The organism is Kitasatospora sp. NPDC093806, from assembly GCF_040683335.1.
Taxonomy (GTDB): domain Bacteria; phylum Actinomycetota; class Actinomycetes; order Streptomycetales; family Streptomycetaceae; genus Kitasatospora.
In genome coordinates this window covers 1-16,299 of record NZ_JBFBDO010000056.1, presented here as the reverse complement: position 1 = coordinate 16,299, position 16,299 = coordinate 1, and the positions used below count along the sequence as shown (strand labels likewise).

Below are 16,299 nucleotides of genomic sequence, written 5' to 3'. Positions count from 1 at the left end.
CTCCTCGCGGGTTCGGCGCGGGTTCGGCGCGGTTCGTGGTCGGGGACGGGATCAGGCGCGCAGCAGGCGGGCGATCGCCTGGGTGGCCTCGGTGACCTTGGCGTCGGCGTCCTCGCCGCCCCGGGCGATGGCGTCCTGGACGCAGTGGCCGAGGTGGTCGTCGAGCAGTCGCAGCGCGACCGACTGGAGCGCCTTGGTGGTGGCCGAGATCTGGGTGAGCACCTCGGTGCAGTAGCTGTCCGCGTCGACCATCCGCTGGATGCCGCGGACCTGGCCCTCGACCCGGCGCAGCCGGCGCAGGAGCTGGTCCTTCTCGTGGTGGTAGCCGGTCATGCCGGTCATGGGGGCCTCCGGAAGTGTCGTGCCGGGTTTCGACCCTCTGCATTAGATACCCCCTGGGGGTATGAAAGCAAGAGTCGCCGCATGGTGTTCGAAGGCTTGCCAGTCATACCCCCCAGGGGTATAAAGGACCCATCGCCGAGGGATACCCCCACCAGGTATCGAACAAGCGACCGCCGAACGACCACGAGGAGCAGCAGATGACCACCCAGGCCCCCGCCTCCACCGAGGTGGAACTCCGGATCGGCGGCATGACCTGCGCCTCGTGCGCCGCCCGGATCGAGAAGAAGCTCAACCGGATGGACGGCGTCACCGCCACCGTCAACTACGCCACCGAGAAGGCCAGGGTGAGCGCGGCGGACGGGGTCGGGGTCGCCGACCTGATCGCCACCGTCGAGGCCACCGGCTACACCGCAGCCGTGCCCCGGCCCCCTGCCGCCGAGACCGTCGCCGGGCCCGCCGGCGCGGAGCAGGCCGACCCCGCCGACGAACTCGCCCCGCTGCGGCAGCGCCTGACCACCGCCGTCGTGCTGGCCGTCCCGGTGATCGCCATGGCGATGGTCCCCGCCCTCCAGTTCGACAACTGGCAGTGGCTCTCGCTGACCCTCGCCGCCCCCGTCGTCACCTACGCCGCCTGGCCCTTCCACAGGGCCGCCTGGACCAACGCCAAGCACGGCGCCGCGACCATGGACACCCTGGTCTCGCTCGGCACCGGCGCCGCGTTCCTCTGGTCGCTCTGGGCGCTGTTCCTCGGCAACGCCGGGATGCCCGGCATGCGGCACGGCTTCGAGTTCACCATCGCCCGCACCGACGGCTCCGCCAACATCTACCTGGAGGCCGCCGCCGGGGTCACCGCCTTCATCCTGGCCGGCCGCTACTTCGAGGCCCGCTCCAAGCGCACCGCGGGTGCCGCGCTCAAGGCGCTGCTGGAACTCGGCGCCAAGGACGTCACCGTGCTGCGCGACGGCGTCGAGGTCCGCGTCCCGACCGCCGAACTGACCGTCGGCGAGCTGTTCGTGGTCCGCCCGGGCGAGAAGATCGCCACCGACGGGGTGGTCACCGAGGGCGCCTCCGCCGTCGACGCCTCGATGCTCACCGGCGAGTCGGTGCCCGTCGAGGTCGCCGTGGGGGACACCGTCACCGGCGCCACCGTCAACGCCGGCGGCCGACTGGTGGTCCGCGCCACCCGGGTCGGCGCCGACACCCAGCTCGCCCGGATGGCCCGGCTGGTCGAGGACGCCCAGAACGGCAAGGCCGCCGCCCAGCGGCTCGCCGACCGGATCTCCGCCGTCTTCGTGCCGATCGTGATCACCCTCGCCCTGGCGACCCTCGGCTACTGGCTCGGCACCGGCGAGGGCTGGGCCGCCGCCTTCACCGCCGCCGTCGCCGTGCTGATCATCGCCTGCCCGTGTGCCCTCGGCCTGGCCACCCCGACCGCGCTGATGGTCGGCACCGGCCGCGGCGCCCAGTTGGGTGTCCTGATCAAGGGCGCCGAGGTGCTGGAGAACACCCGCCGGGTCGACACCGTCGTCCTCGACAAGACCGGCACCGTCACCACCGGCAGGATGACCCTGCTCGCCGTCCACACCGCCGAGGGCACCCGGGAGGACGAGGCGCTGCGCCTGGCCGGCGCCCTGGAGCACGCCTCCGAGCACCCGATCGCCGCCGCCGTCGCCACCGCCGCCGCCGAGCGGTTCGGCACCCTGCCCGGTGTCGAGGGCTTCGAGAACGTCCCCGGCCTGGGCGTGCAGGGCGTCGTCGACGGCCACGCGGTGGTCGCCGGCCGGGAGGCGCTGCTCGCCGACTGGTCGCAGCACCTGCCGGCCGCGCTCGCCGAGGCCAAGCGGGCCGCCGAGGCCGCCGGCCGGACCGCCGTCGCGGTCGGCTGGGACGGCGCCGCCCGGGCCGTCCTGGAGGTCGCCGACGCGGTCAAGCCCACCAGCGCCGCCGCCATCGCCGAACTGCGCGCCCTCGGCCTGCGGCCGGTGCTGCTCACCGGGGACAACCGGCTGGTCGCCGAGGCGGTCGCCGCCGAGGTCGGCATCCCGGCCGCGGATGTGATCGCCGAGGTGCTGCCGCAGGACAAGGTCGACGTGGTCAAGCGGCTCCAGGGCGAGGGCCGGGTCGTCGCGATGGTCGGCGACGGGGTCAACGACGCCGCCGCGCTCGCCCAGGCCGACCTCGGCCTGGCGATGGGCACCGGCACCGACGCCGCCATCGAGGCCGCCGACCTGACCCTCGTCCGGGGCGACCTGCGCTCGGCCGCCGACGCGATCCGGCTCTCCCGCCGGACCCTGTCCACCATCAAGGGCAACCTGTTCTGGGCCTTCGGCTACAACGTCGCCGCCCTGCCGCTGGCCGCCGCCGGACTGCTCAACCCGATGATCGCCGGTGCGGCGATGGCCTTCTCGTCGGTCTTCGTGGTCGGCAACAGCCTGCGGCTGCGCACCTTCCGCTGACCCGCCGTCCGCCCGTCGTGGCCCCGGAGCCCTCGTGGTTCCGGGGCCACGACGCTTCCCGGACTGGCCCGATGAGGGGACACCGCCGAGGCGTTCCCGGAGGTCAGCGGCCCGGTCGCATAGCCTGCGGCGGACGGGCCCGGTGACCCGGGCGGTACGCGGACACGCGCGGCGCGGCGACACGGACAGGGGTGCAGGGTGGCTTCGTCGGGTGCGGGCGACGGCGTCGGTGGCGGTCCGCCGGAGGTGGTGCCGGTCCGCCCGGGCGCCGCCCCGTCACGCGGGCAGCGGTTCCGCTCCTGGCTGCTGGAGGGCCTGGCCGACATGGCCAAGCAGCACCCCGGCCCGCACGCCCAGGCCCCGGCCGAACAGAGCCGCCCCTGGTGGCGGGTGATGTGCCTGACCGGCCTCGACTACTTCTCCACCCTCGGCTACCAGCCCGGCATCGCCGCCCTCGCGGCCGGCCTGCTCTCCCCGGTGGCCACCATCGTCCTGGTCGTCGTCACCCTGTTGGGCGCGCTGCCGGTCTACCGGCGGGTCGCCGCGGAGAGCCCGCACGGCGAGGGCTCGATCGCGATGCTGGAACGGCTGCTGTCGTTCTGGCAGGGCAAGCTCTTCGTCCTCGCCCTGCTCGGCTTCGCGGCCACCGACTTCATGATCACCATCACCCTGTCCGCCGCCGACGCCACCGCCCACCTGGTCGAGAACCCGCACCTGCACGACGCCCTGACCGGAAAGCAGGTGCTGATCACGCTGGTCCTGGTCGCCGGGCTCGGCGCCGTCTTCCTCAAGGGCTTTAGCGAGGCGATCGGCCTCGCCGTCGTCCTGGTCGCGGTCTACCTCGCGCTCAACGTGGTCGTCGTCGCCACCGGCTTCTACCACGTCCTGGAGTCCCCGCAGGTGGTCGGCGACTGGTCCGACGCGCTGACCGCCGAGCACGGCAACGTGGTCGCCATGATCGGTGTCGCCCTGATCACCTTCCCCAAACTCGCCCTCGGCCTCTCCGGCTTCGAGACCGGCGTCGCCGTCATGCCGCACATCGAGGGCGACCCCGACGACACCGAGGAACGCCCCACCGGCCGGATCCGCGGAGCACGCAAACTGCTCACCACCGCCGCCCTGATCATGAGCGCCTTCCTGATCACCACCAGCTTCATCACCACCCTGCTGATCCCCAAGGAGGCCTTCGAGAAGGGCGGCGAAGCCAACGGGCGCGCACTCGCGTACCTGGCCCACGAGTACCTCGGCAACACCTTCGGCAGCGTCTACGACCTCTCCACCATCGCCATCCTCTGGTTCGCCGGCGCCTCGGCGATGGCCGGCATGCTCAACCTGCTGCCCCGCTACCTGCCCCGCTACGGCATGGCCCCGCACTGGGCGCGCGCCGTGCGCCCGATGGTCATCGTGCTCACCCTGATCGCCTTCCTGGTCACCTGGATCTTCGACGCCAGCGTGGACGCCCAGGGCGGCGCCTACGCCACCGGTGTCCTGGTGCTGATCAGCTCCGCCGCCATCGCCGTCACCATCGCGGCGCGCAAGGCCCGGCAGCGCGGCTGGACCATCGGCTTCGCGTTCATCGCCGCCGTCTTCCTCTACACCACCGGCCTCAACATCGCCGAACGCCCGGACGGCGTGAAGATCGGCGCCTGCTTCATCGCGGCCATCGTGCTCGTCTCCCTCCTCTCCCGGCTCAAGCGCGCCTTCGAGCTCCGGGTCACCGGCATCGTCTTCGACGACGCCGCCGAACGCTTCGTCCGCGACTACACCCACCGGCCGCTGCGGCTCATCGCCAACGAGCCGAACAGCCGCGACCTCGCCGAGTACCAGGAGAAGAAGCGGCAGATCCGCGCCGACAACGACATCCCCGCCGAGGACGACCTGGTCTTCGTCGAGGTGACGGTCCGTGACCCGTCCGAGTTCGAGGCCGTGCTGACCGTGCACGGCGAGGTGCTGCACGACCGCTACCGGGTGCTCAGCCTGGAGAGCTCCAGCGTGCCGAACGCGCTGGCCGCGCTGCTGCTCACGGTCCGGGACCGGACCGGGCAGCAGCCGCACATCTACTTCGAGTGGACGGAGGGCAATCCGTTCGCGCAGTTCCTGCGGTTCTTCCTGTTCGGGCAGGGCGAGGTCGCGCCGGTCACCCGCGAGGTGCTGCGCGAGGCCGAACCGGACCGCACGCGGCGTCCGCGCGTCCACGTGGGCTGAGCCGGGGTACCGGACTCCGCTGTTAGGTCTTCGGTCTTCGGTCAGACGAGGGCCGCGAGGAGCACGGCGGCGCAGAGCAGGGCCGCGCCCAGTCCGAGGAACGCGTACTCCAGCGGCCGGCGTTCACGGTCCGCCAGTACCACCCGGCGCGGGTCCGTCGGGTCGTACCGGACGGCGACCTGGCTGCCGTCGACCAGCGGACGGCGGGGGGTCGACGGCACGGGGGAGAACACCTCCACCACCCGGCCGTCCTCGGTGGCGAACTGGAGCAGCGGCCGGACCACTGCCGACCGGTCCTCCGGCCCGCGCGCCCGTTCCCGCACCAGGGCCGGGACCACCACCCCGGCCCGCCGGACCCGGGTCAGCTCCCACAGCCCCACCAGCCCGGCCAGCGCGGCCACCACGCCGCCCACCCCGACGACCACCGCCACCAGCCCTACCGGCTCCACCGGCCCTCCTCCACTTCCGCCCGCGGTCCGGCCTCGCACCGCCCAGCCCAGTATCACCGCCCCCACCCACCAGCGCCGTTACCCCGCCGTCAGGATTCCCCCGCGCGCCCCGGCGGCCCCGCACAGGAAGTCGGCGGGTCCGACTTCCTGTGCGAGGAGGGTGGCGTTCAGCCGAGCGTCGCTCAGCCGAGGCCCGGGACGAACTGGATCAGCAGGTCGATCGCCTTGATCCCGAGGAAGGGGAGGACCAGGCCGCCCAGCCCGTACACCCGCAGGTTGCGGCGGAGCAGGTCGGTCGCGGAGGACGGCTGGTAGCGGACGCCGCGCAGCGCGAGCGGGATCAGCGCGACGATGATCAGCGCGTTGAAGATGATCGCCGAGGCGATCGCCGAGGTGGGGCTGTGCAGGCCCATGATGTTGAGGTGCGCCAGCCCCGGGTAGGAGCCGGTGAACATCGCGGGGATGATCGCGAAGAACTTGGCGACGTCGTTGGTGATCGAGAAGGTGGTCAACGCGCCCCGGGTGATGAGCAGTTGCTTGCCGACCCGGATGATGTCGAGCAGCTTGGTGGGATTGGAGTCGAGGTCGACCATGTTCCCGGCCTCCTTGGCCGCCGGGGTGCCGCTGTTCATCGCCACGCCGACGTCCGCCTGGGCCAGCGCGGGCGCGTCGTTGGTGCCGTCCCCGGTCATCGCGACCATGTTGCCCGCCGCCTGCTCCCGCTTCAGGAAGGCGAGCTTGTCCTCCGGCGTGGCCTCGGCCAGGACGTCGTCCACCCCGGCCTCGGCGGCGATCGCCCGCGCGGTGAGCGGGTTGTCGCCGGTGACCATGACGGTGCGGATGCCCATCCGCCGCAGCTCGGCGAACCGTTCGGCGATGCCCTCCTTGACCACGTCGCGCAGCTCGACCACGCCGAGCGCCCGTGCGCCGTGCCGGTCGTGCACGGCGACCAGCAGCGGCGTCCCGCCCGCCCCGGCGATCCGGTCGACCAGCGGCTTGGCCTCCATCGGCAGCCGTCCGCCCGACCGCACCACCCAGTGGGCGACCGCGTTCGCCGCGCCCTTGCGGACCAGGCAGGCGGTGCCGTCCGGCCAGCCGAGGTCCACCCCGCTCATCCGGCTCCGCGCGGTGAACGGGACCGGCGTCCGCTCGCCCAACTCGCCCTCGGCGCGCGACGGGACCCAGTACTGGCGGGTGGTCAGCTCGACGATCGAGCGGCCCTCGGGGGTCTCGTCGGCGAGCGAGGCGAGCTGGGCGGCCTCGGCGAGCTGGTCGACGGTGGCGCCGGGCAGCGGGTGCAGGGCGGCGGCGCGGCGGTTGCCGTGGGTGATGGTGCCGGTCTTGTCGAGCAGCAGCACGTCCACGTCCCCGGCCGCCTCCACCGCGCGGCCGGAGAGCGCGATCACGTTGCGCTGCACCAGCCGGTCCATGCCGGCGATGCCGATCGCCGAGAGCAGGGCGCCGATGGTGGTCGGGATCAGCGCGACCAGCAGCGCCACCAGCACGATCGTGGTCTGCGGGGAGCCCGCGTAGATGGCCATCGGCTGGAGCGAGACGACGGACAGCACGAACACCACGGTCAGCGAGGCGAGCAGGATGTTGAGCGCGATCTCGTTCGGCGTCTTCTGCCGGTTCGCCCCCTCGACCAGGGTGATCATCCGGTCGATGAAGCTCTGCCCGGGCCGGGCGGTGATCCGCACGACCAGGTGGTCGGAGAGCACCCGGGTGCCGCCGGTGGCGGCGGTCCGGTCGCCGCCGGACTCCCGGATCACGGGCGCCGACTCGCCGGTGATCGCCGATTCGTCCACCGCCGCCACGCCCTCGACCACCTCGCCGTCGCGCGGGATCACCTCCCCGGCCGGCACCAGCACGATGTCGTGCAGCAGCAACTCCTCGGCCGGCACCGGCTCGTGGCGGTGGTCGCGGGTGCCGACCCGCCAGTGCAGCAGGCGCCGCGCGGTCACCGAGGCCTGCGCCTGACGATGGGGGCACCTCCCGGCCGGAGGCTGGGGGAGATTCGGCCTGCGCCTTGCCCCGGCTCTCGGCCACCGCCTCGGCGAGGTTGGCGAAGAGCACGGTCAGCCAGAGCCAGAAGCTGATCACCCAGGCGAAGACGCCCGGGTGGACGACCGCGCTGAGCGTGGTCAGCGCGGAGCCGGTCTCGACCACCAGCATCACGGGGTTGCGCAGCATGGTGCGCGGGTGCAGCTTGCGCAGCGCGGCGGGCAGCGCCTCGGCCAGCTGGCGGAGGTCGATCAGGCGGCGTCGGCCGTCGCGGCCGTGGGTCCGTTTCGGTGGGACGGGCATCTCCGGCGTCGGCGGCACGGGCGGACCCGGGCGGCGGAACCAGTCCGTACGGGGGGCCGGGGAGCCGGCGGTGTCCGGTGGGGTGAGGGCCGAACGGCGCATCGGTGCTGGCGACCTTCCGGCCGCCCCGGGGCGGGGCGGCGGCGCGAGGAGGGGAACGGGGACGCCGCACAGCGAAGCACCGGTTCGCCGCTCGACCCGCCGTCCTTGACGCGCGCTTGGCGCTCGGCGCCGGTTCCTTGACGGCACCCTGACACCCTGTCGGCCCGGGGGCGGAGGCGGGCGACACGCGAAGTCCGGGGCGTGCGGGCCTTGTGCCGATGGATTGTCAGGTGCATAGCATGGCGGGTCAGGGCTCCACCTCACAGCCCCACCCCACAGCCTCACCCTGCAGAGGAGCAACTCCCGTGCGCAATCGAAGGTTCGGCTCGATCCTCCTGACCGGCGCGCTCGCCCTCGCCGCCCTCGGCACCGCCCCGGTCGCGGCCTCCGCCGCCTTGGGGGACGCCTCCGCCATCGGAACCCGGCACCACGTCGAGGTCTTCGCCGAGGACGGCTCGATCGGCCGCGCCACCGTGCCCGCGGCCTCCCCCTACCTCACCGGCGAACGCCCCGGCCTCGCGCCCGTCGCCGGGGACGGCGAGGTCACCCCGATCCTGCGCAGCGGCGACACCGCCGCCAAACTCGACATCGTCGTCATCGCCGACGGCTACAGCGCCACCGAGCAGGACAAGTTCCGCGCCGACGCCGCCGCCAAGTGGCAGGAGCTGAGCGCCGTCGAGCCGTACGCCACCTACCGCGGCCTGTTCAACGTCTGGGCCGTCTCCACCGTCTCCGCCGAGTCCGGCATCACCGGCGACCCGGACCGCGCCACCGTCCGCAAGACCGCCCTCGGCTCCTACTTCTGGTGCGAGGACATCGAACGGCTGCTCTGCGTCGACACCGCGGCCGTCGACAAGTACGCCGCCAAGGCCCCGCAGGCCGACCTCGTCCTCGTCGTCGCCAACACCGCCAAGTACGGCGGCGCCGGCTACAACGTCGCCTCCCCGCTCGGCTACGACGGCATCGCCACCGTGGCCGGCGGCAACAAGAAGTCCGGCCAGATCGCCGTCCACGAGACCGGCCACTCGCTCGGCAAGCTCGCCGACGAGTACTTCTACGACGGCTCCGGCAGCTACCCGGCCGAACAGGGGGAGCCGGGCGAGCCCAACATCAGCACCCTCACCGCCGACCGGCTGCGCCGCGAGCACGCGAAGTGGTACCGCTGGCTCGGCCGGACCTCGCCCGACGGGGGAGTGGTCGGCAGCTACGAGGGTGGCGGCTACTACACCAAGGGGCTGTACCGGCCCACCGAGAACTCGATCATGCGGTCGCTCGGCCGGGAGTTCAACCTGCCCGGCCGGGAGGCGATGATCGCCGGCTTCTACCGGCACGCCGTCCCGCTGACCAGCCCCACCCCCGCCGGCACCCCGCTCACCCGGAGCAGCCGCCTCACCGTCGACCTCCCGGTCGCCGGCACCACCCTCAGCTGGTCGCTGGACGGCCGCGAACTCCCGCAGCTGCGCGGCCGCACGGACGTCAACCTCGCCACGGTCCCGCTCCCCGGCCCGCCCGGCCGCGCCCACACCCTCACCGCCACGGCCACCGACCCCACCCCCGCCGTCATCGACCCGGCCCTGCGCGCACCGCTCACCGCCACCCTCAGCTGGCCCGTCACCCGCTGACCCGGCCGCCGCACAGGAAGTCGGCGGGTCCGACTTCCTGTGCGGGCGGTGGCGGGCGGTGGCGTGCGTCAGGAGGCCGTGAGCACGGCCTCCTCGAACGGCGTCGTCGTGGTGAAGCCGAGGCGGCGGTAGAGGGCGACGGCGGTGGGGTGGTCGGCGCGGACGTTCAGGCCGATGTGGTCCGCGGTGCGCGCCAGCACCTCGCACAGACGGGCGGTGCAGGCGGTGGCGAGGCCCCGGCCGCGGGCCTCGGGGTGGGTGGTGACGTTCCCGATCACCGCCACCCGCTGCGCCGCGGAGTGGACGTGCACCCCGGCCGCCGCGACCAGCCGGCCCGCCGCGTCCCGGACCCCGACGTAGGGGCCGGTCGTCAGCATCCGTTCGTCGAACCAGTTCCCCGGGTAGCCGGCGGCGAACAGCGCGCGCAGATCCGCCAGGTCCGCCGCGCCGAGCGGAACGACCGGGAACGCGCCCGCCGCCCGGTGCGGCGCGAGGGCCGCGAGGGTCGCCCGGTCCGTCAGCGACATCCGCAGCATCGCCGTCCGCCGCTCGGCCCGGTAGTCCGGCGCGAGGGCGGCCACCCCGCCCTCGGTGAGGTGGGCGAGGAAGCGGCGCGGCAGCACCGGCCGCATCGCGTCCAGCAACTCGGCCAGCCGGTCCGCGCGTTCGGGCCGGGCGAGGCCGAGCAGCGTGGGCACCTCGCCGACCCCGTACAGCAGCGCCACCGGGCCGTCCGCCGCCGGGCCGTTCGCTGCCGGGCCGTTCGCTGCCGGGCCGTTCGCCACTGGCTCGTCCGCCGCCGAGGTGGTGTACCAGGCGGTGTGCGACCAGAACGGCTCGTCCAGGTCGCCGAGTTCGAAGAGGTGCAGCTCCGGGTCACGGCCGAAGCGGGCGGCGAGCGCCGGGCGGTCGTGCAGGCTGATCAGCGGTGGGGAGGTCGACGGCACCCGCCGAGCCTACGCTCCGCCCCGTCACTCGAACGAAGGCCACCGATCGGCGGCCCACTCCCGCCAGTCCGAGAAGTCCAACCACGCGGGCGGAGCCTCGTCGACCTCGACGCCCGCGAGTTCCGCCGCGTCCGGCTCCTCGAACAGCACCCGCCCGGTCCGGACCGCGGCCTCGATCAGGTCGAGGGGACGGTCCGGCGTGGGCGCCCGACGGCCGATGATCCGGGCGAGCCGGGTCTCCTCGTCCACCGGCAGATGGACGAGTCGGCAGGACGCGCCCACGGACGCCGCCAGCCACCGGATCGCGGACCGCTCGTCGCGGGACCAGCCGCCGAAGTCCACCACCACGTCGACCCCGAGCTCCAGCGCGTCCAGGCCGAGCCGCAGCAGCCGCCCCTCCAGGACGTCGCGCATCCCGTCGGGCTCCGCCATCCCGAACAGCGGGGTCATCCACTCGTCGGGCGTCAGCCGGAGCGCGCGGTGCTCGGCGGCGAGCTGCCGGGCCCGCGTGGTCTTGCCCGCGGCCGGCAGGCCGGTCATCAGGAACAGCGTGGTCATCCCCCGATGGTGCCGTGCGGCGCGCCGGTGGGCGACGGGATTTCCGGCCCCCGGCGTCGAGGCCCGCCCGTCAGCCGGTGGGCCGGAGCAGGGTGCGCAGCGCGCCGGGCGGGAGGCCGGCCGTGCGACTGACCACACGGGTGAGGTGGGCCTGGTCGGTGAACCCCAACTCCTGCGCCAGTGCGGCCAGTCGGGTCTCGCCCTCGGTCAGCCGCTCCAGGGCGAGGGTGACCCGCAGCCGGTTGCGGTAGCGGGCGATGCCCTCGCCGGTCGCGGCCCGGAAGATCCGGCTGAGGTGGTACGGCGAGCAGCCGACGGCCCGCCCGAGCTGGTCCAGGCTCAGCCCGAGGTCGTCCGCCAGGGCGGCCCGCGCGGCGTTCACCAGCCGGTGGCGGGCGGCCTTGCGCCCCGGGCGGCCGCTGGCCACCCGGGCCGGGGCCAGCGCCGACAGCACCTCGCCCGCCAACTCCAGGGCACGCTCGGACAGTTCGAAGGAGTCCGCGTCGCCGCGCGCCCGGGCGGTCAGCAACCGGTGCGCCAGGGCCATCCGGGGCGTGGTGAACACCAGGCCCTGCGGCACTCCCGGGTCGCCGCCCAGCAGCGCGGCCACCTGCGGTTCGGAGAGCACCAGCTCGGTGTAGCGGTCGCCGCCGCACGGGTGCGCGAACTGCTGCTCGGAGCCCATCCGTTCGACGTAGACGCTGGCCGGGTCGAGGAGCTGTTCGACGCCGTCGGCCCGGCCCCGGAAGAGACCGCGGCGCACCAGCACCAGCCCGAACACGGGCGCGGGCCGCACCTCCGTCCAGCCGTGCGGAGGGTCCTGGCAGGACACGTCGGCGACGAACAGGTCGTCGCCGTTCAACAGGCAGGTGCGCTCGACCGGCATGCGCCGCACCCTACTCGCGCCCGCCCCGACTGTCGTCGGCCCGCACCTACTTGCGCGGGCCCGGGCGGATCGCGCAAGAAACGACAAGCCGGGGCGGCGGCCGCGGCGGGAACCTGGAACCGGTCGGCGCCCCGGACGGGGGTCAGGGCGCCGACCTGCCCTTCCCTGCCTTGCCGCTTCCATGGAGGAGTACCCGGTGAACGATGTGAACCCCGGACCGGCCCGCCCCACCCGCCGCCGCGTGTTGTACGGCGCCCTCGGCGCCGCCGGGGCGGTCGCCCTCCAGCCCTTCGGCACGCCCGACGCCGCCGGGCTGGTGGCCACCCGGCGCTTCGGCCGGTACGAGGTACTGGCGCTGCTCGACGCGCACGGCCCGTTCCCCGGGACCATGCAGGCCGCCTTCCCGGACGCCACGGCCGCCGACTGGGAGCGCGCCCGGTGCCTCGACCCCGCCGCCTTCGGGACCGGCGACACCTGGGAGTTGGACTTCCGCTGCTACGCCGTCCGCCGTCCGGGCGGCCGGGTCACCCTGGTGGACACCGGCATCGGACCGGTCGGCAGCCCGGCCGGCGGCTGGGCACCCGTCCCCGGCCGGCTGCCCCGGGCGCTGGCGGAGGCCGGGATCGGGCCGGCCGACGTCGAGACGGTGGTGCTGACCCACCTGCACGAGGACCACTACGGCTGGTCGGTCACCCCCGAGGGCGTCCCGGTGTTCCCGAACGCCCGCTACGTGGTGCAGCACGCCGAGGTGGCGGCGCTCGGCCCGACCCGGACGGCGCGCACGTACGTCGTCGAACCGCTGCTCCGGGCCGGGCAGCTGGACGAGGTGGACGGCCGGACGGTGCTCGCGGGCGCGAGTGCGGGCGCGGGGCGGCCGGGCGGAGGTGTGACGCTGCTCCCGACGCCCGGGCACACGCCGGGGCACCAGTCGGTCCTGGTCGAGGGAGGCGGCGACCGGCTGCTCGTCACCGGGGACGTCCTGGTCCACGCCGTCCAGCTGGGCGCGCCCGCCGTGCGCTACGCCTACGAGGCGGACCCGGCCACGGCCCGCCACAGCCGCGAACACCTCCTCGCCGAGGCCCGCCGCACCGGCACCCTCCTGGCCACGGCCCACCTCAACCGCCCCTTCATCCGGGCGCGGGCCTGACGGCGGCGGCGGTCCACTGCCCGGCCCGGTCGCGAACAGCGCCTCGACGGCGCCCGCCGCTCACCTCAACCGGCCCACCGCCCGGGCGCGGCCCTGGCGGTGGATCCGGCCTCCCGCCCGGCTCGCCCGCGAGCAGCGCCCCGACGACGGCCGCCGCCCACCGCGCCCGGCCTTTCGCCCGGGCGCGGACCTGACGGGGGCGGGCCGTGCGCTGCCCGGCCCGCCACCCGGGAACAGCTCCTCTACAGCGGCTGCCGCAGCCCAGTGCCCGCTCATGGGGAGTTCGTCCCTTGCCCCGCCCCGTCGAGCCCGGCCCGTCGCCCGACCGGGCGGGCGCTCTGGTGGTGCGGGCGGACCTGTGTTCCCATCGGCGAGGGGTGGGAGGGAGCCCGCCACAAGCGAGAGGGGTCGCGTTTCCCATGGACGAGCAGCCGTTCCGCACCGTCGAGCCGGCCGACGCCGAGGCCCTCCCGGTCGTGATCGCACCGGACGGCGCCATCGTGCGCCCGCTGCTGGCGCTGGACGGGCTGGGCAGCCTCGCCGTCTTCGAGCTCGCGCCGGGCGCCGTGACCCGGGCGGTGTCGCACGCCACCGTGCAGGAGCTCTGGCACGTCACCGACGGCCGTGGGCGGCTCTGGCGTCGGCAGTCCGGCCGGGAGGAGGTCGTCGAGCTGAGTGCGGGGACGTCGGTCTCGGTGCCGCTGGGGACGGCCTTCCAGTTCCGCGCTGACGAGGACGGCCCCGGCCCGCTGCGGATCGTCGCCATCACCATGCCGCCGTGGCCGGACGGCTCCTCCACCGAGGCCCGCCCCGAGCAGGGAGCCTGGCACCCGACGGTCGAGTGAAACAGGGGAGCACGAGTGAACGGCCGGCGCCCCGCATCGTGGCGGGGCACCGGCCGTCGTCGGGGCGGGCGTCAGAGCGGGAGGGCCAGCTCCTGGCCGGGCTGGATGAGGTCCGGGTCGCCACCGAGCGCGGCGCGGTTCCGCTCGTACAGCGCGGGCCAGCCGCCGGGGAGGCGGAGCAGCTCGGCGATGGTGTCCAGGGTGTCGCCCTCGCGCACCGTCCAGCTGGTGGCCGACCCGGCCGGCGGCGGTGCGGGGTGGGTCGCGGCAGCGGCCGTCGCGCCCGTCGCGGCCTCCGCGACGACGGGTTCCCGTTCGCCGTCGCGGTCGGCCCGGGCGCCGCAGACCGGCCACGGGGTGAGCCCGCGCTGGTCGGCCAGGGCACGGGCGACGGCGATCTGCTCGTCGCGGTCGGCCAGGTCGGCGCGGGGCGCGTAGACGAGGCCGCCGCTCTCCTCCCAGGTCGGCTGGTCGAACTGGAGGCCGCCGAAGTAGCCGTTGCCGGTGTTGATGTGCCAGTCCCCGCTGCTCTCGCAGGCGGCCACCCGCTCCCAGTCGATCACGGCCCCCCGGCCGGTGCCCGTCCCGCCTCCCGGACCCGGTGGCGCGGCGTGCGCCGCGGGTGCGGCGAGGACGGCGGCCAGGGTGCACACGGCGGCGGGGAGCAGGCGGCGCAGTTGCGCGGTGGGGGGCATCGGCGGCTCTCAGGTGCGGGGACGGGGGCGTGCGCCGCTCGGGAGGGGCGCGTTCCCACCGACGCACGCCGGGGCGGCCGGACCGCCGCCGACACGTCGGACGGGTCACCCGCCCGGCTCCGCGCCACCACCCGGCCGGCCCTCGCCCGTCGCTCGACGGTGCCCCGTAGGTCGGGTCATCGGGGCCGGGACCCCGACAACGCCGCGCAGCGGGTCGAACGTGTGCGAACCCAGGCGCGCTCCCAGTCCTGGCGGACACGGCCTCGGAAACGCCCCCGGCACGCCCCCGAGGCCCGTCGCGGGGCCCGCTTCCGGGCATGCGTCGGCCCTCCGGCGCGAACGCCGGAGGGCCGGGGGAACAACGGAGCGACAGCGGGCGCGGTCAGGCCTGGCCGAGCTCGGTCAGGCCGGAGAACCGCAGGTCAGCGACCGGACCGCGACTCGCGCTCGGCGGCCGCGGCGGCCTGCTGGCGCCGCTTGTCCTCCTTCTCGTGCTTCTCCTTGACGCGCGTGGCCTCGTTGCGGACCTCCACCTGGATGGTGCGCTCACGCTTGAGCCAGTCCGGGTTCTCCTCGCGCAGGGCGTCGATCTGCTCGGTGGTGAGCGCCTCGGTGATGCCGTTGCGCGCCAGGCCCGAGGCCGACACGCCGAGGCGGGCGGCGACCACGGAACGCGGGTGCGGGCCGTTGCGGCGCAGGTCCTGGAGCCACTGCGGCGGCTCGGTCTGCAGGGCGGTGAGCTCCTCGCGGGAGATCACGCCCGACTGGAAGTCGGCAGGGGTGGCGCCGAGGTAGACCCCGAGCTTCTTCGCCGCCGTCGCCGGCTTCATGGTCTGCGTGGTCTTCTGCTTGAGCGATGTCATGGTCACCAGGGTAAGCGAGCGGCCGACGCCCGCTGTCACGGTCGGTAGCCTAGGGCGGGTGACAGAGATGCAGGTGACACCCTCGTTCCGGCTGGCGTACGTCCCGGGCGTGACTCCCGGGAAGTGGGCGCGCGTCTGGGCGGAGCGGCTCCCGGACGTTCCGCTCGCCCTGATCGCGGTCGCCGCCGCCGAGGGGGAACCGACGCTGCGGGCGGGCGACGCGGACGCCGGACTGGTGCGACTCCCGGTCGACCGCACCGGGTTGAGCGCGATCCCGCTGTACACCGAGACGACGGTGGTGCTGTTCCCGAAGGACCACTGGCTGGCGGCGGCCGAGGAGGTCGTCCTCGACGACCTCGCCGACGACGTGGTCTTCCACCCGCTGGACGACACCCTCGGCTGGGAGCGGCTGCCCGGGCGGCCGGCCATCGAGCGGCCGGCGACGACGGAGGACGCGATCGAACTGGTGGCCGCCGGGGTGGGGGTGCTGCTCGTCCCGCAGTCGCTGGCGCGCCTGCACCACCGGCGCGACCTCACCTTCCGGCCGATGACGGACGCCCCGCAGTCGCAGGTCGCGCTGGCCTGGCCGGAGGAGCAGACCACCGACCTGGTGGAGGAGTTCATCGGGATCGTCCGGGGCCGGACGGTCAACAGCTCGCGCGGGCGGGGACAGACCCCGCCGGCTCCGGCCGCCGCGAAGGGCGCTGCCAAGGGTGCCGCGAAGGGCACCGGCAAGCCGGGTGCCGGTGGAGGCAAGGCGGGGGCCGGCCGGACGGGCGCCGGCGTTGCCGGCCGCGTCGGTGTGGGCGTCCGGGCGGTTGCGGGAGGCCAGCGCGTCCTCCGGCAGGGGCAGCTCGGGGCAGTCCTTCCAGAGC

Annotated in this window: 14 protein-coding genes; 6 read left to right on the top strand and 8 right to left on the bottom strand. The window is 74.6% G+C overall.

Annotated features, from left to right (window positions below; genetic code table 11):
* Nucleotides 1-51: 51 nt before the first annotated feature.
* Nucleotides 52-342, bottom strand: coding sequence for a metal-sensitive transcriptional regulator (locus AB0N76_RS24290; protein ID WP_363560218.1), 291 nt, complete (start codon nt 340-342; stop codon nt 52-54).
* Nucleotides 343-539: 197 nt separating this feature from the next.
* Here AB0N76_RS24290 and AB0N76_RS24285 point away from each other — a divergent pair, with 197 nt between their 5' ends.
* Entirely contained in the window at nt 540-2,798 is a 2,259-nt protein-coding gene (locus tag AB0N76_RS24285) for a heavy metal translocating P-type ATPase (RefSeq protein WP_363560216.1), read from the top strand.
* 324 nt (nt 2,799-3,122) lie between these two features.
* Nucleotides 3,123-5,003, top strand: coding sequence for an amino acid transporter (locus tag AB0N76_RS24280; protein WP_363560286.1), 1,881 nt, complete (start codon nt 3,123-3,125; stop codon nt 5,001-5,003).
* A gap of 41 nt (nt 5,004-5,044) precedes the next feature.
* On the opposite strand, the gene AB0N76_RS24275 is transcribed toward AB0N76_RS24280, so the two are convergent.
* Nucleotides 5,045-5,452, bottom strand: a complete 408-nt coding sequence (locus tag AB0N76_RS24275) for a DUF3592 domain-containing protein (protein ID WP_363560214.1) — start codon at nt 5,450-5,452, stop codon at nt 5,045-5,047.
* Nucleotides 5,453-5,634: 182 nt separating this feature from the next.
* On the bottom strand, nt 5,635-7,416 hold the full coding sequence (kdpB, locus tag AB0N76_RS24270) for a potassium-transporting ATPase subunit KdpB (protein ID WP_363560212.1): 1,782 nt from the start codon (nt 7,414-7,416) through the stop codon (nt 5,635-5,637).
* A 750-nt stretch (nt 7,417-8,166) separates the two neighbouring features.
* Between kdpB and AB0N76_RS24265 the strand changes: the two genes are divergently transcribed.
* Nucleotides 8,167-9,483 (top strand): M64 family metallopeptidase, encoded by a 1,317-nt coding sequence (locus AB0N76_RS24265; RefSeq protein ID WP_363560210.1) that lies wholly within the window; start codon nt 8,167-8,169, stop codon nt 9,481-9,483.
* Nucleotides 9,484-9,551: 68 nt separating this feature from the next.
* On the opposite strand, the gene AB0N76_RS24260 is transcribed toward AB0N76_RS24265, so the two are convergent.
* From AB0N76_RS24260 to AB0N76_RS24250, 3 genes are all read right to left on the bottom strand, one after another.
* Nucleotides 9,552-10,430: a GNAT family N-acetyltransferase gene (locus tag AB0N76_RS24260; protein WP_363560208.1), complete on the bottom strand. Its 879-nt coding sequence runs from the start codon at nt 10,428-10,430 to the stop codon at nt 9,552-9,554.
* 24 nt (nt 10,431-10,454) lie between these two features.
* The gene (locus tag AB0N76_RS24255) at nt 10,455-10,988 is read right to left on the bottom strand and encodes an ATP-binding protein (RefSeq protein ID WP_363560206.1); all 534 of its coding nucleotides are present in this window, start codon (nt 10,986-10,988) and stop codon (nt 10,455-10,457) included.
* Nucleotides 10,989-11,058: 70 nt separating this feature from the next.
* A complete protein-coding gene (locus tag AB0N76_RS24250; protein ID WP_363560204.1) occupies nt 11,059-11,874 on the bottom strand; it encodes a helix-turn-helix transcriptional regulator in 816 nt (271 codons plus the stop codon).
* A 196-nt stretch (nt 11,875-12,070) separates the two neighbouring features.
* Between AB0N76_RS24250 and AB0N76_RS24245 the strand changes: the two genes are divergently transcribed.
* Together AB0N76_RS24245 and AB0N76_RS24240 are read left to right on the top strand one after the other, a co-directional pair.
* Nucleotides 12,071-13,021, top strand: coding sequence for an MBL fold metallo-hydrolase (locus AB0N76_RS24245; RefSeq protein WP_363560202.1), 951 nt, complete (start codon nt 12,071-12,073; stop codon nt 13,019-13,021).
* 419 nt (nt 13,022-13,440) lie between these two features.
* Nucleotides 13,441-13,866 carry a cupin domain-containing protein gene (locus tag AB0N76_RS24240; protein WP_363560200.1) on the top strand — a complete coding sequence of 142 codons (426 nt, stop codon included), beginning with the start codon at nt 13,441-13,443 and terminating at the stop codon, nt 13,864-13,866.
* Between the two features lie 71 nt (nt 13,867-13,937).
* Here AB0N76_RS24240 and AB0N76_RS24235 read toward each other — a convergent pair whose 3' ends face one another.
* Both AB0N76_RS24235 and AB0N76_RS24230 read right to left on the bottom strand, forming a co-directional pair.
* Nucleotides 13,938-14,561, bottom strand: a complete 624-nt coding sequence (locus AB0N76_RS24235) for a transglycosylase family protein (protein WP_363560198.1) — start codon at nt 14,559-14,561, stop codon at nt 13,938-13,940.
* 422 nt (nt 14,562-14,983) lie between these two features.
* The gene (locus AB0N76_RS24230; protein ID WP_363560196.1) at nt 14,984-15,424 is read right to left on the bottom strand and encodes a DUF5997 family protein; all 441 of its coding nucleotides are present in this window, start codon (nt 15,422-15,424) and stop codon (nt 14,984-14,986) included.
* Nucleotides 15,425-15,491: 67 nt separating this feature from the next.
* Between AB0N76_RS24230 and AB0N76_RS24225 the strand changes: the two genes are divergently transcribed.
* The coding region (locus tag AB0N76_RS24225; protein WP_363560284.1) for a LysR family substrate-binding domain-containing protein at nt 15,492-16,299 on the top strand (808 nt) is incomplete at its 3' end.